The 25,060-nt window shown below is 58.0% G+C and carries 24 protein-coding genes, 1 other RNA gene, 1 pseudogene and 1 riboswitch; of the genes and pseudogenes, 13 read left to right on the top strand and 13 right to left on the bottom strand.

Annotated features, from left to right (window positions below):
• Positions 1 to 163: 163 nt before the first annotated feature.
• Both xsc and ACP0GE_RS08990 read right to left on the bottom strand, forming a co-directional pair.
• Complete coding sequence (gene xsc, locus ACP0GE_RS08995) at positions 164 to 1,933, bottom strand: sulfoacetaldehyde acetyltransferase (protein ID WP_424831613.1); 1,770 nt, start codon at positions 1,931 to 1,933, stop codon at positions 164 to 166.
• Positions 1,934 to 2,055: 122 nt separating this feature from the next.
• On the bottom strand, positions 2,056 to 3,516 hold the full coding sequence (locus tag ACP0GE_RS08990; protein WP_424831612.1) for a PLP-dependent aminotransferase family protein: 1,461 nt from the start codon (positions 3,514 to 3,516) through the stop codon (positions 2,056 to 2,058).
• A gap of 135 nt (positions 3,517 to 3,651) precedes the next feature.
• Here ACP0GE_RS08990 and ACP0GE_RS08985 point away from each other — a divergent pair, with 135 nt between their 5' ends.
• Together ACP0GE_RS08985 and ACP0GE_RS08980 are read left to right on the top strand one after the other, a co-directional pair.
• Complete coding sequence (locus ACP0GE_RS08985; protein WP_424831611.1) at positions 3,652 to 3,960, top strand: ArsR/SmtB family transcription factor; 309 nt, start codon at positions 3,652 to 3,654, stop codon at positions 3,958 to 3,960.
• On the top strand, positions 3,953 to 4,984 hold the full coding sequence (locus ACP0GE_RS08980) for a permease (RefSeq protein WP_424831610.1): 1,032 nt from the start codon (positions 3,953 to 3,955) through the stop codon (positions 4,982 to 4,984). The genes ACP0GE_RS08985 and ACP0GE_RS08980 overlap by 8 nt, the downstream gene beginning before the upstream one ends.
• A 42-nt stretch (positions 4,985 to 5,026) precedes the next feature.
• Here ACP0GE_RS08980 and ACP0GE_RS08975 read toward each other — a convergent pair whose 3' ends face one another.
• Positions 5,027 to 5,416 (bottom strand): hypothetical protein, encoded by a 390-nt coding sequence (locus ACP0GE_RS08975; protein ID WP_424831609.1) that lies wholly within the window; start codon positions 5,414 to 5,416, stop codon positions 5,027 to 5,029.
• 51 nt (positions 5,417 to 5,467) lie between these two features.
• Entirely contained in the window at positions 5,468 to 6,226 is a 759-nt protein-coding gene (locus ACP0GE_RS08970) for a DUF1013 domain-containing protein (RefSeq protein WP_424831608.1), read from the bottom strand.
• Between the two features lie 130 nt (positions 6,227 to 6,356).
• Here ACP0GE_RS08970 and ACP0GE_RS08965 point away from each other — a divergent pair, with 130 nt between their 5' ends.
• Positions 6,357 to 6,998, top strand: a complete 642-nt coding sequence (locus ACP0GE_RS08965; protein ID WP_424831607.1) for a ribonuclease T2 family protein — start codon at positions 6,357 to 6,359, stop codon at positions 6,996 to 6,998.
• Here ACP0GE_RS08965 and ACP0GE_RS08960 read toward each other — a convergent pair.
• From ACP0GE_RS08960 to ACP0GE_RS08940, 5 genes and pseudogenes are all read right to left on the bottom strand, one after another.
• On the bottom strand, positions 6,995 to 7,489 hold the full coding sequence (locus ACP0GE_RS08960) for a hypothetical protein (RefSeq protein ID WP_424831606.1): 495 nt from the start codon (positions 7,487 to 7,489) through the stop codon (positions 6,995 to 6,997). The genes ACP0GE_RS08965 and ACP0GE_RS08960 overlap by 4 nt on opposite strands.
• A gap of 48 nt (positions 7,490 to 7,537) precedes the next feature.
• A complete protein-coding gene (locus tag ACP0GE_RS08955; RefSeq protein WP_424831605.1) occupies positions 7,538 to 8,101 on the bottom strand; it encodes a histidine phosphatase family protein in 564 nt (187 codons plus the stop codon).
• Between the two features lie 48 nt (positions 8,102 to 8,149).
• On the bottom strand, positions 8,150 to 8,743 hold the full coding sequence (gene recR / locus ACP0GE_RS08950; RefSeq protein ID WP_424831604.1) for a recombination mediator RecR: 594 nt from the start codon (positions 8,741 to 8,743) through the stop codon (positions 8,150 to 8,152).
• Between the two features lie 61 nt (positions 8,744 to 8,804).
• Positions 8,805 to 9,149, bottom strand: coding sequence for a YbaB/EbfC family nucleoid-associated protein (locus ACP0GE_RS08945; RefSeq protein ID WP_424831603.1), 345 nt, complete (start codon positions 9,147 to 9,149; stop codon positions 8,805 to 8,807).
• An 85-nt stretch (positions 9,150 to 9,234) separates the two neighbouring features.
• Positions 9,235 to 11,001, bottom strand: a pseudogene (locus ACP0GE_RS08940) (DNA polymerase III subunit gamma/tau); the annotation flags it as partial.
• Between the two features lie 131 nt (positions 11,002 to 11,132).
• Between ACP0GE_RS08940 and ACP0GE_RS08935 the strand changes: the two are divergent.
• Positions 11,133 to 11,636: a protein-tyrosine phosphatase family protein gene (locus ACP0GE_RS08935; RefSeq protein ID WP_424831602.1), complete on the top strand. Its 504-nt coding sequence runs from the start codon at positions 11,133 to 11,135 to the stop codon at positions 11,634 to 11,636.
• Position 11,637: 1 nt separating this feature from the next.
• Here ACP0GE_RS08935 and ACP0GE_RS08930 read toward each other — a convergent pair whose 3' ends face one another.
• Entirely contained in the window at positions 11,638 to 12,045 is a 408-nt protein-coding gene (locus ACP0GE_RS08930) for a hypothetical protein (protein ID WP_424831601.1), read from the bottom strand.
• Positions 12,046 to 12,129: 84 nt separating this feature from the next.
• Positions 12,130 to 12,352: riboswitch (cobalamin riboswitch) on the bottom strand.
• Positions 12,353 to 12,509: 157 nt separating this feature from the next.
• Here ACP0GE_RS08930 and ACP0GE_RS08925 point away from each other — a divergent pair.
• Positions 12,510 to 13,370, top strand: a complete 861-nt coding sequence (locus ACP0GE_RS08925) for a hypothetical protein (protein ID WP_424831600.1) — start codon at positions 12,510 to 12,512, stop codon at positions 13,368 to 13,370.
• A 62-nt stretch (positions 13,371 to 13,432) separates the two neighbouring features.
• Here the strand turns inward: ACP0GE_RS08925 and ffs are convergent.
• An RNA gene (ffs, locus tag ACP0GE_RS08920) (signal recognition particle sRNA small type) lies at positions 13,433 to 13,531 on the bottom strand.
• A gap of 39 nt (positions 13,532 to 13,570) precedes the next feature.
• On the bottom strand, positions 13,571 to 15,451 hold the full coding sequence (locus ACP0GE_RS08915; RefSeq protein WP_424831599.1) for a bifunctional 2',3'-cyclic-nucleotide 2'-phosphodiesterase/3'-nucleotidase: 1,881 nt from the start codon (positions 15,449 to 15,451) through the stop codon (positions 13,571 to 13,573).
• A 177-nt stretch (positions 15,452 to 15,628) separates the two neighbouring features.
• Here ACP0GE_RS08915 and nudC point away from each other — a divergent pair, with 177 nt between their 5' ends.
• The 3 genes from nudC to ACP0GE_RS08900 are packed head-to-tail and all read left to right on the top strand — an operon-like array spanning position 15,629 to position 17,689.
• Positions 15,629 to 16,612: an NAD(+) diphosphatase gene (gene nudC, locus ACP0GE_RS08910; RefSeq protein WP_424831598.1), complete on the top strand. Its 984-nt coding sequence runs from the start codon at positions 15,629 to 15,631 to the stop codon at positions 16,610 to 16,612.
• 31 nt (positions 16,613 to 16,643) lie between these two features.
• Positions 16,644 to 17,111, top strand: coding sequence for an SRPBCC family protein (locus ACP0GE_RS08905; RefSeq protein ID WP_424831597.1), 468 nt, complete (start codon positions 16,644 to 16,646; stop codon positions 17,109 to 17,111).
• 41 nt (positions 17,112 to 17,152) lie between these two features.
• The gene (locus tag ACP0GE_RS08900; RefSeq protein ID WP_424831596.1) at positions 17,153 to 17,689 is read left to right on the top strand and encodes a chloramphenicol phosphotransferase CPT family protein; all 537 of its coding nucleotides are present in this window, start codon (positions 17,153 to 17,155) and stop codon (positions 17,687 to 17,689) included.
• Positions 17,690 to 17,701: 12 nt separating this feature from the next.
• Here ACP0GE_RS08900 and ACP0GE_RS08895 read toward each other — a convergent pair whose 3' ends face one another.
• Positions 17,702 to 18,535, bottom strand: a complete 834-nt coding sequence (locus ACP0GE_RS08895) for a prephenate dehydratase (RefSeq protein WP_424831595.1) — start codon at positions 18,533 to 18,535, stop codon at positions 17,702 to 17,704.
• A 121-nt stretch (positions 18,536 to 18,656) separates the two neighbouring features.
• On the opposite strand from ACP0GE_RS08895, the gene ACP0GE_RS08890 reads away from it, so the two are divergent.
• The 5 genes from ACP0GE_RS08890 (at position 18,657) to ACP0GE_RS08870 (ending at position 25,052) form a co-directional block, all read left to right on the top strand.
• The gene (locus ACP0GE_RS08890) at positions 18,657 to 19,166 is read left to right on the top strand and encodes a c-type cytochrome (RefSeq protein WP_424831594.1); all 510 of its coding nucleotides are present in this window, start codon (positions 18,657 to 18,659) and stop codon (positions 19,164 to 19,166) included.
• Between the two features lie 174 nt (positions 19,167 to 19,340).
• On the top strand, positions 19,341 to 21,281 hold the full coding sequence (locus ACP0GE_RS08885; protein WP_424831593.1) for an extracellular solute-binding protein: 1,941 nt from the start codon (positions 19,341 to 19,343) through the stop codon (positions 21,279 to 21,281).
• Positions 21,282 to 21,285: 4 nt separating this feature from the next.
• Positions 21,286 to 22,371 (top strand): microcin C ABC transporter permease YejB, encoded by a 1,086-nt coding sequence (locus tag ACP0GE_RS08880; RefSeq protein ID WP_424831592.1) that lies wholly within the window; start codon positions 21,286 to 21,288, stop codon positions 22,369 to 22,371.
• Complete coding sequence (locus ACP0GE_RS08875) at positions 22,372 to 23,478, top strand: ABC transporter permease (RefSeq protein WP_424831591.1); 1,107 nt, start codon at positions 22,372 to 22,374, stop codon at positions 23,476 to 23,478. It abuts the gene before it with no gap.
• Entirely contained in the window at positions 23,475 to 25,052 is a 1,578-nt protein-coding gene (locus tag ACP0GE_RS08870; RefSeq protein ID WP_424831590.1) for an ABC transporter ATP-binding protein, read from the top strand. The genes ACP0GE_RS08875 and ACP0GE_RS08870 overlap by 4 nt, the downstream gene beginning before the upstream one ends.
• Positions 25,053 to 25,060 lie beyond the last annotated feature (8 nt).

Genomic DNA, 25,060 nt, shown 5'->3' with positions numbered 1-25,060 from the left:
CTCTCCCTGTTGCCCCCTCGGGTCTTGGTAATCGAACGTTCTGATTATTCCTAGGTTTTTTTGCCGCGCGCTGGCGGACCCTGCAGTACGGACGCTGTATCGGGAGCCCGGTGCCACGCCCCCTTACAGGCCGGCCCGTGTTGGGCCGACCCGAAGTCTGGACCTACTGAGGCCGCATGTCGTCGGCGGAAATGCCGGCAACTTCGACTGGGTTCTTCATGGCGTCACGGCGGAAGGGTTCGCCCAATTCCTGATTGATCATGGCTTCGATCAGGGTGGTGATGCCGTTCTTCTGATCCTCAATGGCCTGGCCCAGCGCGGCTGTCAGCTCGTCCTGAGTGCGCGCGACAACGCCTTTCAGGCCGCATGCTTGTGCAATACCGGCATAAGAGACTTTGGTATCCAACTCGGTACCGACGAAGTTGTCGTCGTACCAAAGGGTCGAATTACGCTTTTCCGCCCCCCATTGGTAGTTGCGAAACACGATCTGAGTGATCGCGGGCCATTCCTCGCGCCCAATGGCCGTCAGTTCGTTCACCGCGATGCCAAAGGCGCCGTCACCGGCAAAACCGACAACCGGCACGTCCGGGTTGCCGATCTTGGCCCCCATGATCGATGGCAGGCCATAGCCGCAAGGACCGAACAGGCCGGGGGCAAGATATTTGCGACCTTCTTCGAAAGATGGGTAGGCGTTTCCAATGGCGCAGTTATTGCCGATATCGGAGGAGATGATCGCCTTTTTCGGCAAGGCAGCCTGAATGGCGCGCCACGCCATGCGCGGGCTCATCCAATCCGGCTTGGCGGCGCGGGCGCGCTGGTTCCAGGTGGTGCCGGGGTCGTCATCTTCGTGATCCATGCTGGACAGCTGCTGCGCCCAGGCCGATTTCTTCTGAGCGATTTTGGCCTTGCGCGCTTCGCGGCCTTCGTCCCCCGCGGTTCCTGACAATTGTGACAGAATACCTTTTGCCACTTTGGCAGCGTCCCCCACGATACCGACACTGACTGTCTTGGTCAGGCCGATACGATCGGGGTTGATGTCGACCTGTATGATTTTGGCGTCTGCAGGCCAGTAGTCCATGCCATAGCCCGGAAGGGTCGAGAACGGGTTCAAGCGGGTGCCGAGGCACAGCACAACATCGGCCTCCGAAATCAACTCCATACCCGCTTTCGAACCGTTATAGCCCAGCGGACCGGCAAACAGCGGGTGCGAGCCCGGGAAGGCGTCATTGTGCTGGTAGCCGACGCAGACCGGCGCATCCAGACGCTCGGCCAGGGCCTTGGAGGCGTCGATACCGCCTTCGGCCAGAACCACACCGGCACCGTTCAGGATGACCGGGTTTTTGGCATTCGACAGCAGTTCCGCAGCTTGTGATACAGCGGTTTCGCCACCCGAAGGGCGTTCGAATTCGACAACCGCGGGCAGTTCAACATCTATAACCTGGGTCCACATGTCACGCGGGATATTCAGCTGGGCCGGAGCGCTGGCGCGCTTGGCCTGCACAATGACGCGATTCAGGACTTCGCAGACACGGGTCGGGTCACGGACCTCTTCCTGATAGGCAACCATGTCTTCGAACAGTTTCATCTGTTCGACTTCCTGAAAACCGCCCTGACCGATGGTCTTGTTCGCCGCCTGAGGGGTCACCAGCAGCAGCGGAGTGTGGTTCCAATATGCGGTTTTGACGGCGGTGACAAAATTGGTGATGCCGGGGCCGTTCTGCGCGATCATCATCGACATTTTGCCGGTGGTGCGCGTGTAGCCATCTGCCATCATCCCGGCGCTGCCCTCATGGGCGCAATCCCAAAAAGTGATCCCCGCCTTGGGAAACAGGTCCGAGATCGGCATCATGGCTGAGCCGATGATCCCGAACGCGTGTTCGATCCCATGCATTTGCAGAACCTTAACAAAGGCTTCTTCAGTGGTCATTTTCATCGGCGTATCTCCGGGGCTGTATGGTCGTGACGGGCAACGCGCCACGGCAGTTCTTTGCGGTTTTGGCGCAACGGCGCAGGCGGCGTTAGGGCCAGAAGGCAACGCGGATTAAGTCCAGTCACCTAAAGCGCCCGGATCGCTTCGGCAATCTGTTCAATTCCCGGTGCAATTCGTTCGGGCTGGATCGAGGAATAGCCCAGACGGTAGTAGTTGCGGGGTCGATCTGGTCCGGAAAAGAACTGTTCCCCGGGTTCGATGTGAACGCTGCGATCCTGAAGATCACTCGCCAATCGGGTTGTATCCACACTTTGTGGCGCCTGCATCCACATGGATGAACCACCCAGCACACCACGCCCGGCGACAGTCAGGCCGTATGCATCAATCGCTGTCTCAATCGCTTCGCGGCGCAACTGCAGCGCCTTCGACATGCGCCTGATTTGCGCATCGTAATGTCCAAGGGACAGGAAATAGGCCGCCGTGCGCTGAATATGTCCGGGTGGGTGGCGCAGAACCAAAGCGCGCAAGGCGCGTGCCTCGCGAATGAAGGGTTCCGATCCGACCATGTATCCCAGACGAAGGCCGGGAAACAACGATTTTGAGAAGCTGCCGACATAGACAACCCGCCCATCCCGGTCGAGGGATTTTAACGCAGGCGAAGGCGCGCCCAGAAACGCCATCTCAAACTCGTAGTCATCTTCGACGATGACCGCATCCAGCTCGCGTGCGCGGTCCAAAAGGGCGTTGCGCCGTTCCAAAGGCATTGTGGCGGTTGTTGGGCTTTGATGGCTGGGCGTTGTGAAGATCACATCGGTTTGGTCCGGTATGCTTTCCGGGGGCAGACCATCCTGATCAACGGGCAGGGGCGCTACCGTGCATTCGGAATGCAGAAGAAGATTCCGAAGCGCATAGTAACAAGGATCTTCGATTGCCGCCGTCCGGTGACGGTTCAAAAGAACCCGGGACGCCAGCCAAAGTGCATTCTGCGCGCCCAAAGTGATCAGAATCTCTTCGGGCCGTGCCGAGATGCCTCGGCGGGGCAGTGTGTGACGGGCGATGAACTCAACCAGCAGCGAGTCGTCCTGATCCACATAGTCACCGGTCAGAGAATCGAAATCCTTGTGGCCTAAAGCCCGGACTGCGCAAAGTCGCCAGTTGGCATGATCAAACAACGACCTGTCTGCCTGCCCGTAGATGAAAGGGTAGCGATAGTCGCGCCAATCGCTGGGCTTTTGCAGGAAATCCCCATCAGAATAGAAACGCGCGAGGGCGGCATCCCAATCGACCGATTCATCGCCCTTTTGCAACGGTGTATACTTCGGTGGCACCGGTGCGTTTTGGGACACGAAATACCCCGATCGCCCTTTGGCTGTCAGATAGTCGCTGGCCAACAACTCGGTATAGGCCAGTGTGACCGTGATCCGACTGACCCCAAGATGGGCGGCCAGTTTTCGGGACGAGGGCAGTTTTTCTCCGACATGAAATCGGCCAGACAGGATACCCTCGGCGATCATTTGTTGAATGCGCGCCTGCAAGGTGCCTTGCCCGTTTGGGTCCATAAAGAACGTGTCCACCGAAATCGCCATATCCGCTTATAGGCTGGACCTAAGGGTCAGGCAATCTGGACTTAAAGAGGTTTCGTAATTACCGATCACAATTCGGTTGACGTGCACTCCTCATTAAACTAAATAACTAGAAATCTAGTTTAATGGAGAAAGCAAATGTGGGAAACCGCAGCAGCAGGATTTTCAGCCATGGGATCCGAAGCCCGGCTTCAAGTCCTCAAGACGCTGGTCCGTGCGGGCGAGGCAGGGTTGACCGTTGGGGAAATCCAGAACCGGACCGGAATCGCCCCGTCCACGTTGGCGCATCACCTGCGGTTTCTGGCCGCTGGCGGTGTTGTCGAGCAAGAGAAGGTCGGCCGCACGACGATCAACCGGGCCTGTTTCGACGAATTGCAAAATCTGGCGCAGTTCATTCTCAGCGAATGTTGTGCCGATGAAATAGGAAAGGCCGCAAATGATGGCTGAGTTGACACAAAGCCCAAAGGTTGCTGGCAAAACCTTGCTGGAGTTGATCAAGACCCCGTGGGCTTTGATCATAGTAATCCTTGCGCTGGTTGCTGTGCTCGATCCGGGCAACTGGACAGAAATTGTCATATTCGCAGGAAAGGCACTTGCCCATACCGGGCAGTACATCCTGTTCGCGGTCCTTTTGCTGTCCTACCTCAAGGCAACCGGGGCCGAAGTCATGGTCGCGCGGGCCTTTGAAGGGCGCGAGACCCGGATGATCTTTCTGGCGGCCCTGTTTGGAGGGCTTGCCCCGTTTTGTTCCTGCGAAGTCATTCCGTTTATCGCCGGTCTGCTGGCATTGGGCGCGCCGCTTTCGGCGGTCATGGCGTTCTGGCTCAGCTCTCCTCTGATTGACCCGCCGACCCTGTTGATTACCGCTGGTGCGCTGGGGTGGCCGTTTGCCATCGGCAAAGCAGTTGCCGCCGTAGCCTTGGGTCTGTTTGGCGGCTTTGCTGTGCGGGCGTTGACGCGTGGTGGTGCCTTTGCTGAACCTCTGCGCGAATACAAACCTGCGGGATGCTGCGGTTGTGGCCCCAAACAGGACGATAAACCGGTCTGGACCTTCTGGCAGGAACCAGAGCGTCGCGTGCGGTTCCGGGCAGAGTTCGTCCAGAACGGGTTGTTCCTGCTGAAATGGCTTGCACTGGCCTATGTGCTTGAGGCGCTGTTGGTCAGCTATGTGCCTGCCGACCTGATTGCGCGGGCCGTTGGTGGGGAAGGCGTGCTGCCCATCATTGTTGCAGCCCTCGTCGGAATGCCAGCCTACCTGAACTCCTATGTCGCGCCACCGCTGCTGGCTGGTCTAATGGAGCAGGGCATGACCGCAGGTGCCGCAATGGCCTTCATGGTGGCCGGTGCAGTCAGCTCGATCCCGGCGATGGCGGCGGTTTGGTCCCTGGTCAAACCGCGCGTTTTCGCCACTTATCTGGGGCTGGGCGTTGGCGGAGCTATCGTCACCGGTATCCTGTTTCAGATGGTCTGAAAAAGGCGCCGCCCGGCACACAGGCTGGGCGGCATTTCCGGCCTAACTTGCTTCGCAAAACCGGGGCAGCTTGAACCTGTAGCGGGCTTCGCCGCTGTCGACATAAACCCGTTTTTCGACGCACGCACTGGTGCCAACTGTCTGTGAGACGGGCGCTTCGGTAGAAGTGATGGACTCCGCCGACCCATCCGGCAACCGGACAGACGCAATGACTCCGTTTTTCAGATCACCGTTGATCGGTGTTGCCGACAGTACAGGGACAGTCATGAACGAGTGGTGTTCGTGTTCGCCTTCATCGCCCAATAGGAACAGCGTGGTCACAATCACGATCATAACCAACCCGCCAGCAAGACCCAGACCCCAGGTCTTGAGAAAGGCGTAGATGCTAACCGCTCGGTGCGGGCCAAATATGGCAGACAATACGTTCAGCATGGTTTTCCTGTAAAAAAGCTCCGGTCCGGACAGACCGGAGCTATTGACAGATCAGGGACGCAGATCGTCCTCGTCTTCGTCCGCGCCGCCTTTGGGCAGGTTGAAGAAGCTGTCTGCGTCGATGACTTCTTCCTCATCTTTCTCTTCGACCGGCTCATCCGACAGCGAGAAGGTCTCCAGACCTTCGATTGCGGTCGGAATCTTCGGTGCGGCGTCCATCTCAAGCGATTGCTCGGTCGAAACCAGCTTGCGGCGTTCATCGTCACTCATGACACCACCTTCAGCTACTTTCTTCGCTGCGGCTTTCTGAACCACAGCGTCCAGCTCGGACTGTTTGCACAGGCCCAGCGCAACCGGATCAATGGGCTGCATGTTGGCAATGTTCCAGTGCGTGCGCTCGCGGATCGACTGGATGGTCGGCTTGGTGGTGCCAACCAGCTTGGCAATCTGACCGTCGCTGAGTTCCGGGTGGAACTTGACCAGCCACAGGATTGAGTTCGGACGGTCCTGACGCTTGGACAGCGGGGTATACCGGGGGCCACGGCGCTTTTCTTCGCCGGCAGCGGACGGGTTGAACTTCAGCTTCAGCTTGTGCAGCGGATTGTTCTGCGCCGCGTCGATTTCTTCCTGCGTCAGCTGGTTGTTGGCAATCGGGTCGAACCCTTTGACGCCGGCAGCCACGTCACCATCGGCAATGCCCTGCACCTCAAGCTCGTGCATGCCTACGAAATCCGCGATCTGCTTGAAGCTGATCGTGGTATTGTCCACCAGCCATACGGCGGTTGCCTTGGCCATAAGCGGTTTTGCCATCAGCCCGTCTCCTATAAATACATCTGTCCCGTCGCCGGAATTCGGCGGCCCCGTGGTCTTGGGGCAGGTTTCCGTTGTCGGGGAACTTGGGGCCTATATAGTCGCGCAAAGGCAAGAAGGGAAGAGGCGAATGCGGCAGCGAATTTTAGGTTTGGTTCTGTGGTTGGCAGGCGCAATTCCGGCGGTGGCAGACGGCGAACAGGCGGGTGAGTTCGACTATTACGTCCTGTCGCTCAGCTGGTCGCCAAACTGGTGCACGCGTGAGGGCGATGCGCGTGGATCGGACCAGTGTGACGCGCGGCATGACCACGGATGGATCCTGCACGGGCTCTGGCCACAATACCATCAGGGTTGGCCAGCCTTCTGCCGCACGCCCGAGGCCCCGCCATCACGCCGCATGACCCGGGAAATGGAAGACATTCAGGGCAGTTCAGGGCTGGCCTGGCATCAGTGGAAAAAGCACGGCACTTGCACGGGCCTGTCGGCGCCCGACTATTTTGCCCTTTCCCGGCAAGCCTACGAAAGCGTTCAGCGTCCGGCGGTGTTCCGCAAGCTTGACACGACCGTCAAACTGCCTGCTTCGGTGGTTGAGGAGGCGTTTCTGAAAGCCAATCCGGGTTTCGAACGCGACATGATCACTGTGACCTGCAAGCAGGGTTACATCGAAGAGGTTCGCTTGTGCCTGTCTGGGGATCTGAACCCCGTACCCTGCGGTCGGGACGTGATCAGGGATTGCACCGCCAAGGATGCCTTGTTCGATCCGATTCGTTAAAGCTCACCGCTCTGACATTCCCGCGCGTATTCCAGCGCTTTGGCTGTGCCGGTCAGATCGATGGCCATGACGGTTTCACCTGCCGGGTTGAAGACGGTCATTGTCTTGTTCTGCGCAATCGCGGTGACGAAATTCCGGTCGGTGAAGAACACCGTCGCACCGGGCACGTCGCGTTCATTGAAGCCAATGGCGGTGGCGTCATAGCTCTTGCCGTCCAGATCAAAGCGGATCGGGTAGCTTTCACCCTGTTTGATGTCGCCCCAGGCCTTGTTGTAGACGGCGAAATACCCCCGATTGTCCAGCGCGTCATAGCCGATGCGCACGACCGAGAGGTCCTGATACACCGTCTGAATCAGGCATCCGTTGCCAAGCGCGGGGTCCATCATGATGTTCCAGCCCTCGACGAAGCCTTTGTCGACGAGTTCTTGCGATAGGGCAGCGGTTGCGGTGAAGGCGGCTAGGGTGAGGGCGAGAAGGTGGGTTTTCAGCATATTACAACCATATAAATCAATGTTTGCCTATCTTTGCAGAGAATGGTCTCAGGTCAAGATCGTCTCGGTTTCGTTCGACAGGTGAAACACACATCCTTGGGTTCGTGAAAGCTTCAGCAAATCATTTAAATCCAACCCTAGCCAGAGTCCGCGCAGGACCATGGATGTCACTCCATGGGTCACTACAAGCGTGGGCGTTTTCAAGTTGGCCAAGAAGGATTGGGCCCTTTGGGCAATCATCTCAAAGCTCTCGCCGCCAGGGCTTTGGAAGAACCATTGATAGCTGTCATATGGGCAGGTAATCTGCGACCGGATATAGTCTTTTGTCGCCCCCTCCCACTGCCCAAATGCGATTTCCATGAGCCGGTCATCGGTCTGCTTGGATACATGTTGTGGCAGTGCGATCTGCGCCGTGTGCATGGCGCGTTCTTGCGGACTGACAAAGGCATCGGGCGGGCAATTGGGGAGGCGGTCGAGAATTTTATTCTGCATACGTGCTTGCGCCTTGCCAGTTTCGGTCAGCGGAGAATTCTTGTGCCCCTGGAACTTGCCCAAAGTGTTCCATTTGGTTTCCCCATGCCTGAGGATGTAGAGATCGGGATATTGGCCCAAAGTAACTTCCTGTTTCGAAATGCCTGCAACTACAAATTCTTGGATAGATCAAAGCTCCTTCCGCGCCCGCAGCGCTGCCGTAATCGTCCCGTCATCAAGGTAGTCCAGTTCGCCCCCAATCGGCACGCCCTGGGCCAGTGAGGTCAGGCGGACCTGCCCCTCCAACTGATCGGCAATGTAGTGAGCGGTGGTCTGGCCGTCGACGGTGGCGTTCAGGGCCAGAATGACCTCGGTGACCTCCTCGGCCATAACCCGATCTTTCAACCTTGGAATGCGCAGCTCGTCCGGGCCGATGCCGTCCAACGCCGACAAAGTGCCCCCCAGAACATGATAACGGCCTTTGAATACGCCTGCGCGCTCCATTGCCCAGAGGTCGGCGACGTCTTCGACCACGCACAGCTCTCCGGTCGCACGGGCCTCATTGTCACAGATGTCGCAGATATCAGAGGTGCCAACATTGCCGCAGTTCAGGCATTCACGGGCGGTGACCGCCACTTGCTGCATGACGTCCGACAGGGGCGTCAGCAGCAAGGCGCGTTTGCGGATCAGGTGCAGCACCGCGCGGCGGGCCGAGCGGGGGCCGAGGCCCGGCAGCTTGGCCATCAGGTCGATCAGATTGTCGATATCGCTGTTCGAGCTCACGGCCTGTCCTGTGACGCGCCGGAGGACGCCTCCGGCGGGAGTATTTGGGAAAAGATGAAGATCAGAACGGCAGCTTAATGTCTGCGGGCAGACCCATGCTTTCGGTCAGCTTTGCCATCTCGGCCTGCGAACGTTCCTGCGCCTTGGTCTGGGCGTCTTTGATGGCGGCCAGAATCAGGTCCTCGACCACTTCCTTGTCGTCGCCATTGAAGATCGACGGGTCGATGTCCAAGCCTTTCAGTTCGCCCTTGGCGGTGGCGGTCGCCTTGACCAGCCCTGCGCCGGATTCGCCGACAACCATCAGGTTGTTCAGCTCTTCCTGCATGTCTGTCATCTTGGTCTGCAAATCCTGCGCGGATTTCATCATCTTGGCCATATCGCCCAGACCGCCTAGTCCTTTGAGCATCCGGTATCTCCTGTTATCTGGTTTGCCGCCTAAATACGGACGGCGTTCGCGTGACACAAGAGGGCCCCGCGTAATGGGTTGAAGATCAGTCTTCCTCGAACGGGTCCCATTCATCGTCGACCTCTGGAAGGGCTTCGGTTTCGACTTGCGCGGCGCGCTGTTCGGGGGTTTCGATCCTTGTGATGCGGGCCTTGGGGAACTGGGCCAACACGGCCTGGACCAGCGGGTGTTCGGAGGCCTCGGCTTTCAGGGCCTCCTCTGCAGCGTTTTCAACCTCGTAGATTGTCTTGCCGCCGCCTTCGTTGACGACCGTTACGGCCCATCGGTTGCCTGTCCAGCGTTGCAGGGCGCTGCCAAGGCGTTGTGCCAGATGTGGCGAGGCGCGTTCGGTCGGTTGGAATTCGATCCTTCCCGGTTGATAGGCCGCGAGCCGAAGATAGCTTTTGACCTCTTCCAGCAGGACACCGTCGCGGTTTGCGCGGATCAGTTCGACCACATGGTCGAAGGTCGGATATCGGGCCAGCGCGGTCTGTGCGTCCTGCGCCAGAGCCGCTGTTGGGCCGCCGGAAGCTCCTGCCGGTGCGGCAGAATATACTGGGGATGCTGATGCCTGTGGTGCAGTCGCCGCGTGTTCCGGGATAGAGATACCACCGCCAGGACCACCGTTCGGCGGCGGCGGAGGTGTATCCTGTAGTCGCTTGATCAGCTCTTCCGGGCTGGGCAGATCAGCCACATGGGTCAGGCGGATCACGGCCATTTCGGCGGCCATCATGGCGTTCGGGGCTGCCGCGACCTCGTCCAGCGCTTTCAGCAGCATCTGCCACATCCGGGTGAGGACCCGCATGGGCAGGGCCTCGGCCATCTGCTGACCCCGTGCCCGCTCGTCCGGTGAGACGGTTGGGTCTTCGGCTGCATCCGGAGTGATTTTGACGACCGAAACCCAGTGTGTAATTTCCGCCAGATCGCGCAGCACGGCCAGCGGGTCGGCCCCTTCGGCATATTGCGCGCTAAGCTCGGTCAGCGCGCCAGCGGCGTCACCGCGCAGGATCATGTCCATCAGGTCCAGAACCCGGCCACGGTCGGCAAGCCCCAGCATGGCGCGGACCTGATCTGCGCTGGTTTCGCCCGCGCCATGGGATATGGCCTGATCCAGCAACGAGGTCGCATCGCGGGCGGACCCTTCGGCAGCGCGGGTGATCAGGGCCAGCGCATCATCGGCGATCTCGGCCCCTTCGGCACCAGCGATCTTGCGCAGCAGGCCGATCATGTCTTCCGGTTCGATCCGGCGCAGGTCAAAACGCTGGCAGCGCGACAGGACTGTGACAGGGACCTTACGTATCTCGGTGGTGGCGAAGATGAACTTCACATGCTCGGGCGGTTCTTCCAGTGTCTTGAGCAGCGCGTTGAAGGCGCTGGTCGACAGCATGTGAACCTCGTCAATGATATAGATTTTGTAACGGGCCGAAGCGGCGCGATAACGAACGCTGTCGATAATCTCGCGGATGTCATTCACGCCGGTCCGGCTGGCGGCGTCCATTTCCATCACGTCGACATGACGACCCTCCATGATAGCCACGCAGTGTTCGCATTGGCCGCAAGGTTCGGTTGTCGGGCCACCATTTCCGTCCGGGCCGATACAGTTCATGCCTTTGGCGATGATGCGTGCGGTGGTGGTTTTACCCGTTCCGCGAATGCCGGTCATGATGAACGCCTGCGCGATCCGGTCCGCCTCGAACGCGTTCTTCAGGGTGCGCACCATGGCATCCTGGCCAACCAGATCGGCGAAGGTTTCCGGGCGATATTTTCGGGCGAGAACCTGATAGGCGGGGCTGGGCGTGTCGGTCATGTCTGCTTTCGCGGATTCGAGTTCCGACGCAGCCTAGAGCGCGCTGTCCGCCACGTCCACCGCAGGCTGAGACGATTTTTGTTTTGACCAACATTGGGGCCGGATAGAACCGTCGGGCACAAGCAGGAGAAAAGCGGATGCCGCATTTGGAGATCTTTGCCCTTGCTGCAGGCGGTGGCACGCTGGCGTTGTCCCCTTTGCCCGGTCGGGGCGGGGGCTACGCCGCTGATCTAAAGATGGTCAGGAACTGGAAGCCGGATATCGTCCTGTCAATGACCACCGAAGCGGAGTTTGCGCAAGAAGGCGCGGGGAGTTTCGGGAAAGACCTTGCTGCGCTAGGTGTCGATTGGGTCCATCTGCCGATCCAGGATTTTGGCACACCACCGGCTGACATCAGAAGGCGTTGGTCCGAGGTTAGTGAAACTGTTCGGAAAACCCTGTCCCGGGGAGGTCGCGCGTTGGTGCATTGCCGGGGCGGGTGCGGCCGGTCAGGGATGATTGTTCTGCGGCTGATGATCGAGTGCGGTGAAGATTCTGAGGCCGCCTTGGCCCGATTGCGCGCAATACGTCCCTGTGCCGTCGAGACTGACGGACAAATGCGATGGGCCAATGAAGTTGGTCAACTGCGTTGGGATAACTAGATCAAGCTGTTACGGCGGCCTCGGCGAGGGCTGGCTGCTGCTGCGCAAGCCGCTCAGCCTGAAGCATTGCGCAAGGCGGGTTTTCCATTGTGTCCGCAGGCAGGGTTGAAAACGCAGCGCCGAACATAAGCTCAGCGTAGTTATCCAGCCTGCCCGATTGGGTGTCCGGATCAGTGCCGCAATAAATCCGCACACGGTCTGGCCGGGCATGAAAGCGTGCGGTGCAGCCTTGCGGGCAATGGGTCAGCTCGGCGTTTCCTTCAACTTCGAATGCCTCGGTCGTAACCGGGCTTGCCGTTGCCACGGCCTGTACCATCGCCCGAGCGGCTTGCGCGAGCGCCGGGCAGGTTTTGCCAGTGCGCTGGCACACGGTGGCGGTGAATTGATGAGTATTGGTCTTCCAGATCATGATGCGCCCTCCGCGCGCTAGGCGATGGGGCGATCAGGATAGGCCTTGCATGGCCAAACCCTGCCCGGACACCCCGCCCGAGTTTGGTTACAGTCTTCGATGGCAGGTCTCCTGACTTGCGGGTCATCGCTCTGCCGACCTTCCCAGCCCTGTGGCCAGTGGTGTTTCGGCGTCGCTCTCCGCTTACAGTTGCGGGGGCAGTCGCGGCATTGGTCCGTTCCGGATCAACCGGGTTGGACCGCACCGTGTTCCCTTTTCATCCCGGCCTTCCGACGAAGGCGCGAGAACCATCACCCAATCGCTAGCCGGTGCCACGCGTTCGAGTCAAGCCAATAGCAAGAGGCAGGGCACTGATGCTTTGGCAAGTGGACGTTTGGTCATGCACGCGGAGGCTTGACGCGGAGCGGTGGTTGAGGCGATTGATAATCTGAACCAATTAGTTCAGTTTTGTTTTGGGGCATAGGATGCTGGATACTCAAAGCCCGGTTCTGGTCGAGGAAATACGGTTTCCGTCCGGACCGACGTCACTGTCGGGAAGATTGTATTTGCCCGCGTCCGCGCCGGATACGGTTGTTGTCCTTAACAGCGCCACTGGCGTGCCACAGACCTACTACCAACATTTCGCACGGTGGCTGGCGGCAGAACATGGCATGCCTTGCCTGACTTATGATTATCGCGACTTTGGTGAATCCCTGACCGGCCGCCTGAAGAATTCGACGGTCACAATGGCCGATTGGGCATTGATCGACATTCCTGCGGCGCGGGCCGAGATGCGGCGCCGGTTTCCCAGGGCGCGCCTGTGGACGATTGGGCATTCCCTTGGCGGAATGTTTGGTCCGTTGCAGGGGGATGTAGAGCTGATCGACCGGACGATCTGCGTGTGTTCGGGACTGGTGACGCTGTCTGATCATCCATGGCCCTATCGCGGGCTGGCCGGGGTGTTCTGGTACGGGCACGCGCCTTTGGCTGTTCGGATGCTGGGGTATCTGCCGGGTAAGGCAATTGGTTTTGGTTCGGATTTACCGCCACAGGTCTACTGGCAGTGGCGCAAGTGGTGCACTTCTCCGCGCAGCTATCTGCCCGAGATCGGGACTAGTTTGCCAAAGGCGGATTGGTCGCGTGCGAATGGGTCAGTAGACCTGTTCGCCTTTTCCGATGATCAGATGGTCCCACCGGCGGCTGTCTGGCGGCTGGCCGATCTATATGGCTCCGAGGCACGACGGCATCTGATCGACCCGCAGGAACTTGGCCTGAAATCCATCGGTCACATCGGGGCTTTTGCCCGCAGAAACGCGGCTGTCTGGCCTCGATTGATCGAAGGATAGACGCAGGTTTTGATCACCCGGTTTCGGATCGGATGACAGTGTGGTTCAATACATTTGTAGAGAAGTGAGAGGTTGGACATCGACCCAAGCGGGGCTCGTTGTGGCTGCTTCCTTCCGGACCTGACCAGGTTGGCGAGGCGCTCGCCCGCGCCAACCTCTCGCTGATTCATATAGGTGTCTCGGCGGGAAATGACAACCCGTCAGAGTGTCAGTTCAATCCGCAAAAAACCGGCGGCATCCCGGCCCAGAATGCGTGGCGCATAGCTTGTCAACTCATCCAGAAAGGCCTCGGCCCCGGCGCCGGTTTCAAGCACGGCACGTGCGCCATTCATTGGCGCAAGGTTGAATGGGGGCGCAGAATCCTCCAGTGGATCGCGCGCCAGTTTTCCGGTCAGATAATCCCGCAACACGTCCTGAATGCGCAGGGGTGGTAAACTGATTTTCCGGGCCTGTTCAAGCCCGGGGAAATTCCCCCCTCCATTCGCACGGTAATTGTTCACGGCCACCACGAAAACCTGATCATCTGGAACAGAGCGGCCATTATGGGTCAGTTTTCGGATGCGCGTGCCTGCGTCTTCGGCCACAGCGCCATTGGCGTCAAAGCGCTGCGGCTGTGACAGGTCGATCTGATAGCTGAGGCCGTGCAGGACATCGAAATTATACCCGGCGACGCGCGGATTGGTCAGAGGTTTGTCATGTTCCGGCGTGATTTGATTATAAAGGCCAGCCGCCATTTCAAGCCAATCCCGAACCTGTGCGCCAGTCACCAGAATGGCGCGCAGTTCATTTGGAAAAAGATGGATATCGGCCACATGCCGCATCGATATTTCTCCAGCCGCAACATGGGTGTAAAAGGCTGGCCCCGCCCGGCCACCTGACTTGGGCGGGGCGGCGGCGGACAGGATTGGCAGCGTTGCCCACTCGGTTCCCGCCAGGAACGGCCGAATTCCGGCGGCCTGTGCAGCAGCCAGTAACGCGAGCCCGCGATCAGGCGCGCAAAAGCTGAAATAGCTGTGAATGGAGCGAGACAACCAGCCAACGGGCCGGGCAGCGCAGGTGCGAGTCGCAGCATGTCCTTGGGAAAACAGCTTTAGCAACTCAGGGTCTTCGGCCACAGGGCCGGGCCGGTCACTGGGGAAAACGGGGCGCAGTCCTGTGCGTGACCGCGCGACGGACCACTGGCCGATCTCGTCGCGCTCTAACATCAGATCGATGACGGCAAGATGAGAACCTGCGAAACCGGGCATGGCGGTTGGCGTGTCATGGACCAGCCCAAGGGTGCTGTCGACGTGATCGATATCCGTATGTACTTTGCCGGGCAGGGTCAAATGTGTGTGGCCCGCTATGATTGCGTCAATTTCGTTTATGGCGGCCAACGGAATCACCGCGTTTTCCAGCCCCGGCTGCGCCTGTGGCTCAGCCAGCCCGGAATGCGCCAGCGCAACCACGATGTCGCAACCATATTGCCGCAATCGGGCGGCTGTGTCCTGCGCAGTTTCAAGTATGTCATGGAAATCCGCCATACCGTTCAGGCAATGCGCTTCCCATTTTGCGGTCTGCGGCGGCAACACCGACAGCACACCCACTTGTATCGGGACGGATGTACCGTTCCACTGAATGTCGCGTTGCAGAATGGCGAAAGGCTTTGGGTTTCTCTTACCATCCTTGCGACTCAGGTTGCTGGATAGAAGAGGGCATGTGAGCTGTTCGGCAAAGTGGTCAATCAGATCCAGACCAAAGTTGAAATCATGGTTACCCAGTCCAACCGCGTCATATTCCAACGCGTTGAACGCCCTTGCCAAAGGGTGATCCTGTACAGAGTTTTCCGCAGCCCAATCGCCAAACGGGGTCCCCTGCAGGGAATCTCCATTGTCGAATAACAGGCTTAACGCACCGGATTGCCGAGCCTCGCGGCGGGCCGTTCGGATGAGGGTGGCTATGCGTGCAAGTCCGACATGCGGGTCAGGCTGATCCGAGTAGTAGTCATAGCCGGTCAGGTTCATATGCAAATCGCTGGTGGCCAAAATCTGGATCTGTGCGAATGATGGTTGCGGGCGGTCCGGCGGGGGAATTGTGGTCAAACTTCTGCTTCTGAGTGTTGTGGGCTAAGTTATTTCAACAAATAGCAGAATAAGTGCAAATTCCGCGACATTCCTGCGATCTTTCAGCGGCAGCGCTGTTTTGCCGCGCGCGCAAAACCCGTTGCACTGAGCGCAAAGACATGTCAGCCCTTGCCTCGAACGGCGGGGAAAGCAGACATGAAACGCGCAGAGCAAGTGACATTTGGCGGATCCGGTCTGGATCGCGCCGGTCTGCGTCGGGGTGACGAAGCCCACCTGTTGCAGGCTCGGCAAGACCCTTCGGCCCGCTGCCTGCTATTGTGGCGTGGCAAGTTACTGGTCGAAGGTGATCAGTTGGATCGGCTGGCATTTCTGCCAATGGCTCATAAGATTTTATGCGATGGTCCCGGCGGGGTGATTGCTTCGCCGATTTTTCTGGGCCTTTCTGATGACCGCGCTCCCCTGTTTGCCATGGATGTTTCTGGGTGGGAGGCGGAAGGCCTCGATCTGTCCGGTGTTGGCGCGTTCGTTGACAAGACAGAACAGCAACATCCGGATTTGCAGCCCGGCCAGGTGTTTGCCGAACTGCGCCGCATCATGACCCGCCTGTCCGCGCGCGATGCCGAATTGGCGGCAACCGCCAAAGCTGTAATCGGATGGCACGAAACTCATAAATTCTGTGCCCGTTGCGGTGCGCCCAGCGATATCGCGCAAGGCGGATGGCAGCGCAGTTGCCCGGCTTGCGGCGGGCAGCACTTTCCGCGCACCGATCCGGTGGTGATCATGTTGATCACACATGGAAACTCTGTCCTGTTGGGGCGATCTCCGGGCTGGCCCCAGGGGATGTTCTCGCTTTTGGCGGGGTTTGTCGAACCCGGTGAGACTCTGGAAGCCGCCGTCAGGCGCGAGGTGATGGAAGAGGCGGGCGTGCCGGTTGGCGAAGTTCGCTATCTGTCCAGCCAGCCCTGGCCCTTTCCGGCATCCCTGATGTTCGGCTGTTGGGGGCAGGCGCTGTCGCGGGATATCCAGATCGACCCGGTTGAGATCGAAGAGGCGATGTGGGTCAGCAAGGCCGAGGTGATGCAGGCTTTTGCCGGTGATCACCCGACGCTGTTGCCCGCGCGTAAAGGTGCCATTGCGCATTTTCTTCTGCAACATTGGCTTGCGGATACTTTGGACTAACGAAACACTGAAAAAACGGCCCAAACCCAAGATGCAGTTTTCAGCACAGGAAGATATTACAGCACCCATCGACACGGTGTTCGACATGGTCGCCGATTTCGAACGGTTCGAGCGTATGGCGATGCGGCGTGGCGTGGACGTGCGCCGTGTAGACGGCCCCGTGCCGCCTGCGGCAGGCACAACGTGGGAGACCGTGCTTAAAATCCGAGGCAAGCCCCGGCAGATCACGGTTGAGATGACGGATTGCCGCCGACCCTCGATCCTACGGTTTCATTCCGCCAGCAAAGGCATGAACGGCGCGACGGTAGTCGAGCTTTTGGCCCTTTCCCAACGTCGGACACGTCTGAGCATCGACATGTCTCTGGCCGCAAAATCCCTGCCGGCCCGGCTGCTGCTGCAGTCTCTTAAACTGGGGCAGTCCCGCTTCCGCCGTCAGTTCCAGACCCGCCTGAGCGATTTTGCACGTGAACTGGAAGAACGTTACATGCACGGTGCTTAGGTCGGTCCGATGGCCACACCAGTCGCTACGGGAAGGAACGGATGGCCCAGATAATATTTTTACATGGCGCTTCGAGCAGCGGCAAAACGACACTAGCAAAGGCGTTGCAGCAGCGGGCTGATTTTCCATTTTGGCATGTCAGTATAGATAACCTGAGAGATTCTGGTGTCCTGCCAATGGAGCGATTTCGGGTTGGCGAATTTGACTGGGTTGCATCTAGGGATGAAATCTTTGACGGATTCCACCAATCAATCAAAGCATATGCTGATGCGGGCAATAATCTAATTCTGGAACATATTCTGGATACAAACGGTTGGTTAGAAACTCTGAGGAACCTACTGAGTGACCACGATGTTTTGTTTGTTGGTCTATATTGCCAAATACCCGAACTGAATAATCGTGAGTTCCGCCGTGGAGACCGTAGATTTGGCAGCGCCGAACAAGATCAACTCCAAATCCACGATGGGTTGATTTACGATCTGGAAATCCAGTCCGAAGACGGAGTCGACGCGAACGTTGCAGCGATCCTGGAGGCTTTTAGAAACCGACGGCGGGTGTCCGACTTCCAAAAAGCCTGACGTTAGATTCTGCTACCCACGCGAACGCGCTGCCGGGTAGACGCCCAGAATTTCCACATTGGTCGTGAAATGCTCTAACTCTTCCATCGCCAATTGGACATTGCGATCCTCCGGGTGCCCAACAATGTCTGCATAAAACTGCGTGGCGGTGAAGGACCCGTCCACCATATAGCTTTCCAGCTTGACCATGTTGATCCCGTTGGTCGCAAAACCACCCATCGCTTTATAAAGTGCGGCAGGAATGTTGCGCACCTGAAAGACAAAGCTGGTGATCATCTCGTGTTCGCCCCGACGCGATTCGTCAGCATCCCGCGACATCACAAGAAAGCGCGTGGTGTTGTCGCCCTGATCCTCGATATGACGTGCCAGAACGTTCAAGCCATAAATTTCACCGGCCAGTTCGCTGGCCAGTGCGGCTGAACCTGGGTCGCCGGCCTCGGCCACCTCGCGCGCCGCGCGGGCGTTGTCGGGGCTCACGCGCCCACGAATGTTGTGCTCTTTCAGAAACTGCGCGCATTGCGGCAGCAAAACCAGATGCGAATGTGCCTCGGTAATATCGTCCAAGGTTGCTCCGGGTACGGCCAGCAGGTTGATGTGCACACGGACAAAGGCTTCGTCGATGATATGCAACCCGCTATGGGGCAGCAGGCGGTGGATATCGGCCACACGCCCATAGGTCGTATTCTCGACCGGCAGCATCGCCAGATCCGCTTCGCCCGAGCGGACCGATTCGATCACATCTTCGAAAGTGCGGCAGGGCAGAGCGTCCATATCCGGGCGCGCATTGCGGCAAGCCTCGTGGCTGTAGGCGCCGGGTTCTCCCTGAAATGCGATACGTTTGGTCATTTGGTCGATTCCGTGCAACAAGTTGTTGAATTGGGCGTTTAGTCGCGGTGTCTATACCTTGCCTCTTCTCAGGGGAAGCCTTAGACACCCCAAAGACAGCTGAAATGGACACGCGATCAAAATGTTCGACACGATGACAGTAACCAAGGCCGCAGCCGGCCTGTTTGGCACCTTCCTGGTGCTGCTTTTGGCGAAATGGGGGGCGGATGTCCTCTATAGCTCTGATAGCCATCATGCCGAGGCTTCTTACATTATCGAAACCGAAAGCGCGGGTGAGAGCGCGGACGGCGAAGAGGTCGTCTTTGAAGAGTTGCTGGCCGCTGCCGACCCGGAGAAGGGTGCGCGCGTGTTCCGCAAATGCACAGCCTGCCACAAGCTGGAAGATGGCGCCAACGGCACCGGCCCCTATCTTTATGCCATCGTGGACCGTCCGGTCGCGACGGCTAAAGGGTTCACCGGGTATTCGGCTGCCATGCAGGCCCATGGCGGCAACTGGACACCCGAAGCGTTGGATGCATTCCTTGAGCGCCCAAGCGCTTATATTTCAGGGACTTCCATGAGTTTCGCTGGCCTGAGAAAGCCGGAAGAACGGGCCGATCTGATTGCTTATTTGCAAACCATTGGCAACTGATCCTCAGATCAGATTCGACAAGTTTCAAGGCCGCTGCCCTTCGCAGCGGCTTTATTTTTGCCTAAGAAAAACTTCACAAAGCGTTCACGCATTCTAAACTTGCACCTGAGAGTGCTGGTCTTTTAGTCGGCACGCGCAAGATATAGATTAAGGCAAACCGCAGGAGAGGCAGCAATGGCGCAGAAAGATGGTTCCACCTTCAGGCTGGAAATCGACCGCAGAACCACGTTGCAATTGCTGGGTGCCAGCGCCCTGACGTCACTATCCCCCATTGCAGGGCTGGCCGCCGGTGTGGAAGAAGGAGAAATCATCCGCTCTCATGGTTATTCCTTTTTCGGCGATCTGAAATACCCCGCAGATTACCAGCATTTCGACTACGTGAACCCCAACGCACCAGTTGGTGGTCAGGTCTCGGTCAGCACTCGGGGCACGTTCGACGGAATGAACCGGTGGAATTGGCAGGGAAAGGCCGGTCTTTACTCGGGCCTGGTGGCAGAGGGCATGTTTGGCGACGGCCCGTTCGGGACACAAACACCGGCGGATTCGATTACAGAGCAATACGGCCTGATTGCCGAAGCTGTGGAATACCCGGCGTCCAAGCGTTGGTGTGTTTTTCACATGCGTCCAGAAGCCAAGTTCTCAGACGGTACGCCACTGACAGCCCATGATGCGGCCTTCACCCATGATCTGTTCCTTGATCAAGCGATTCGCAGCTACGCCCGAGCGGTAAAACAGCGCATCGAAGGCTATGAAATCATTGATGACCACACGATTAAGTACAACTTCGTAGACGGGATATCTCGTCGATCACTGATTTCGCAGGTTGGCAGTACCCCGGTGTTTTCCAAAGACTGGTACGAAAGAACCGGTGAAAGATTGGACAAGCAAAGCTGGAACATTCCACTCGGCAGCGGACCTTATGTTTTGGACAGCTACGAGGCCAACCGATTTATCGTTTACAAACGGAACCCGGACTACTGGGGTTGGCACCTTCCGATCAACAAGGGGCGGCACAATTTCGATAGTGTAAAGGTCGAATATTTCGCCGATGATGCCGCCGAGTTTGAAGCGTTCAAGGCGGGGCTCTATACGTTCCGGGCCGAGGGCAGCACCAAGAAGTGGGCGACTGGCTACAACTTCCCCGCAGTCGAAAAAGGCTATGTAAAACTTGAAGCATTGCCCGACAGAACGCCTCCGACACCGTCGGGATTTGTGTTCAACTTCCTACGAGAGCCCTTTACCGATGTGAAAGTCCGCGAGGCGCTTGCACTTGCATTTAATTTCGAATGGACCTCAGCCTCGCTGCAATACGGTTTGACAACACAGCGTCATTCCTTCTCGGAAAACTCTGAAGTGCAGGCAACCGGCGTGCCGGAAGGCGCTGAAAAGGCATTTCTGGAAAGCCTGGGCGACGTAGTTCCGGCTGAATTGTTCACCGAGGAAGCCGTGATGGCGCACACGTCCAACCCGGACCGCGCGGCTGATCGGCGTAACAAACGCCGCGCGCTAAAGTTGTTGGAAGAGGCAGGCTGGACCGTCGGCAGTGACGGTAAGCTGCGGGATGCCAACGGCGAGCTGATGCAGTTCAAGATCATGCTGTCCGGTGCTTCATCCGACACGACCGAGGCCATTATCACGACCTATGTTGAAACGCTTAAGAACTTTGGCGTGACGGTCGAAGCGGAAAAGGTTGACACTGCGCAGTACGCCCAGCGGTACTACGACAAAGACTGGGATATGATGTTCTTCCGCAATCAACCCTTCGAGGTTGCCAGCACTGGGTTGAAGCAGTCTTATGGTTCCGAAACGGCGGTTGTTTCATCCTATAACCCGCAGTCCATACAAGATCCTCTGATTGATGCGATCATCGAGCAATCGCTGTTGACGAATTCGCGGGACGAGGAAATTGCGGCCCTTCAGGCGCTGGATCGTGCATTGCGGTTCCGGCGTATCCAGATTCCGGCAGGGTATGTGGCCGAATACTGGGTGGCCTATTACGACATGTACGAGCATCCCGAAGAACTGCCGCCGAGGGGGCTTGGCTATCTGGACTTTTGGTGGTTCAACCAGGAAAAATACGAAGCTTTGAAAGCTGCCGGTGCGTTGAGGTCTTAATCCCTTGGGAGCCTATATTTTAAGACGCCTGCTGTTGGTTATACCAACACTGCTGGGCATCATGATTGTCAACTTCACGCTGGTGCAGTTTGTGCCGGGTGGACCAATCGAACAAATCCTTGCGCAGATGCAGGGCGAAGGCGATGTCTTCGCCGGGTTTGCCGGCGGTGAAGGCGCAACAAACGAAGAGACGTTTGGGTCCGACAGCGACTATGTCGGTGCACGCGGCTTGCCAAAGGAATTCATCGAAGATCTGGAAAAAGAATTCGGCTTTGACAAACCGCCGGTTGAGCGGTTCCTGACCATGATGGGCAACTATCTGACGTTGGACTTTGGTGAAAGCTACTTCCGGTCGGTCGGTGTGATCGATCTGGTGCTGGAAAAGATGCCGGTTTCGATCTCTTTGGGTCTGTGGTCCACTCTGATTGCCTATCTGGTGTCGATCCCTCTGGGCATCCGCAAAGCCATCAAAGATGGGTCGAGGTTCGACACCTGGACCAGCGGCGCCATCATCGTGGCTTATGCCATTCCGGGTTTTTTGTTCGCGATCCTGTTGTTGGTGCTGTTTGCCGGTGGCTCGTACTGGCAGATTTTTCCGTTGCGGGGGCTGACGTCCGACAATTGGGACAGCCTGAGCCTGATGGGAAAGATCACTGACTACGCCTGGCATCTGGTGCTGCCGGTGACGGCTTACACCATCAGTGCGTTTGCGACGTTGACACTGCTGACCAAGAACTCGTTCATGGATGAAATCAAGAAACAGTACGTTGTAACTGCGCGAGCGAAAGGGCTGAGCGAAAAGCGCGTTCTCTATGGTCATGTGTTCCGCAACGCGATGCTGATTGTCATCGCCGGGTTTCCCGCAGCGTTTCTGGGGGTTTTCTTGGGGCAATCCCTGATCATCGAAACGATCTTCTCGCTGGATGGGCTGGGGCGCCTGGGCTTTGAGGCCGCTGTTGCCCGGGACTATCCGATCATCTTTGGAACCCTGTTCTTCTTTGGGCTGATCAGCCTTGTGGTCGGTATCCTGAGCGACCTGATGTATGTGTTCGTCGACCCACGCATCGACTTTGAAAAGCGGGAGGGGTAAATGGCGCTTTCCCCTCTGAACCAGCGCCGCTGGCGCAATTTCCGCCGCAACGGGCGCGCGTTCTGGTCGCTGATCATCTTTTCAGTGCTGTTCGGCCTGTCCCTGTTTGCCGAGTTCATCGCCAACGACAAACCGATCCTCGTGAAGTATCGCGGCGAATTCTATACGCCCATTTTCAATTTTTACGCTGAGACCCAGTTTGGCGGCGACTTTCAGACCGAGGCCATCTATCGCGATCCCGAGGTCCGGTGTCTGATCGATAGTGGCGGGCTTGAGGCGTGTTTTGACGATCCTGAGGGGATCATCGAAGAGATTCAGGCCGGCACCTTTCAGGCAGATGGATTCGAACGGGGTTGGGCCATCTGGCCGCTGATCCCTTATTCCTACAACACCAGCGTTGACCGGCCGGGGGCGGCCCCCTTGCCGCCCAATTCCCAGAACCTTCTGGGGACGGATGACACGAAACGAGACGTGCTTGCGCGCGTAATCTACGGCTTCCGTCTGTCGATTGTGTTCACCCTTGTGGTAACTGGCGCGGCCAGCCTGATCGGTGTGTTTGCAGGGGCAATTCAAGGGTTTTTTGGCGGTTGGCTGGATCTCATTTTTCAGCGGATTATCGAAATCTGGTCAGCTACGCCTTCGCTTTATGTGATCATCATCATGTTCGCGATTTTGGGGCGAAGTTTCTGGCTGTTGGTGGCGCTTATGATCCTGTTCAGTTGGACCGGGCTTGTCGGCGTTGTCCGTGCGGAATTCCTGCGGGCCAGGAATCTGGAATATGTCCGCGCGGCCCGTGCGCTGGGTGTTGGTAACATGACCATCATGTTCCGCCATATGCTGCCCAACGCGATGATCGCCACGCTGACCTTCATGCCATTCATTGTAACCGGCACCATTGCCGGTCTGGCATCACTGGACTTTCTTGGATTTGGTCTGCCGTCCTCGGCGCCGTCCTTGGGTGAGCTGACCTTGCAGGCAAAACAGAACCTGCAGGCTCCGTGGCTGGCTTTCACCGCCTTCTTTACCTTTGCCATCATGCTGTCGCTTCTGGTCTTCATCTTTGAAGGCGTGCGCGACGCATTTGATCCCAGAAAGACATTCTCATGAGCCTGCTGGACGTGAACAACCTCAAGGTCTCGTTCCGTCAGGACGGGCAGGTCAGCGCGGCTGTCAAAGGCGTGTCCTTTACCGTGGATCGCGGGGAAACCGTTGCGTTGGTAGGTGAGTCCGGTTCGGGGAAATCCGTCACAGCCCTGTCGACCGTATCGCTTCTGGGTGACAGCGCGATTGTTGAAGGTTCGGTTTCCTATGACGGTCAGGAGATGATTGGCGCGTCCGATGATCTTTTGATGGATGTCCGCGGCAACGATATCAGCTTTATTTTTCAAGAGCCGATGACATCGCTCAACCCGCTGCACACCATCCAAAAGCAGATGGCGGAATCGTTGGCGCTGCATCAGGGCGTGACCGGCCCCGAAGCGCGGGGCCGGATTGTAGAACTGCTGACCAAGGTTGGAATCCGGGACCCGGAAGAGCGTTTGGACAGCTATCCGCACCAGCTTTCGGGCGGGCAGCGGCAACGCGTCATGATTGCAATGGCGCTGGCCAACAAGCCTGACATTCTGATCGCCGATGAACCGACGACGGCTTTGGACGTGACTATTCAGGCGCAGATACTGGAGCTGCTGGCCGAGTTGCAGAAGTCTGAAAACATGGGAATGCTGTTCATCACCCATGATCTGGGGATCGTGCGCCGGATCGCGGACCGTGTCTGTGTGATGAAAGACGGAGAGATCGTCGAAACAGGCGCAACCGCCGAGATATTTGACAATCCGCAACATCCGTACACCCGCAAACTACTGGCGGCCGAGCCCTCGGGCCATCCCGAACCAATCGCGGCAGATGCCGAAGAGGTCGCGCGCACAGATCATCTGAAGGTTTGGTTCCCTATTCAGCGCGGATTTCTGAAACGCACTGTTGGGTATGTGAAGGCCGTAAACGACGCGACCCTCAGCGTTCGTGCAGGTGAAACACTTGGGATTGTTGGCGAAAGCGGATCAGGCAAGACAACGCTGGCACTGGCAATCATGCGCCTGATTGCATCCGAGGGGGGAATTACTTTCCGCGATCAGGACGTCCGCCGCTGGTCCACGCGTGAGCTGCGGCGGCTACGCAAGGATATGCAGATCGTGTTTCAGGATCCGTTCGGCAGCCTCAGCCCGCGCATGACATGTCAGCAGATCATTGCCGAAGGGTTGGCCATCCACAATGTCGATCCGCATCGCGCCCCGCGCGAACTGGTGGCCGAAGTGATGACCGAGGTCGGTCTCGACCCGGCGGCGATGGATCGCTATCCGCACGAGTTTTCAGGCGGGCAGCGGCAGCGCATCGCCATTGCCCGGGCAATGGTGCTGCGGCCCAAGCTGTTGGTTCTGGATGAACCCACCAGCGCGCTGGACATGACGGTGCAGGTGCAGATCGTCGGCCTGCTGCGTGATCTGCAGAAGAAATACGGGCTGGCCTATCTGTTCATCAGCCATGACCTGAAGGTCGTCCGCGCCATGTCGCACAACGTGATCGTGATGCGAAACGGGGATGTGATTGAGATGGGACAGGCCGAGGATTTGTTCGAAAACGCCCGGACCGACTACACCCGTGAACTGATTGCGGCGGCGGGCTGACGATCAGC

The sequence above is a fragment of the Ruegeria sp. genome (genome assembly GCF_965243365.1).
GTDB lineage: Bacteria > Pseudomonadota > Alphaproteobacteria > Rhodobacterales > Rhodobacteraceae > Ruegeria.
Note: the sequence above shows the minus strand (reverse complement) of the source record. Positions and strands in the feature narration are given on the sequence as shown.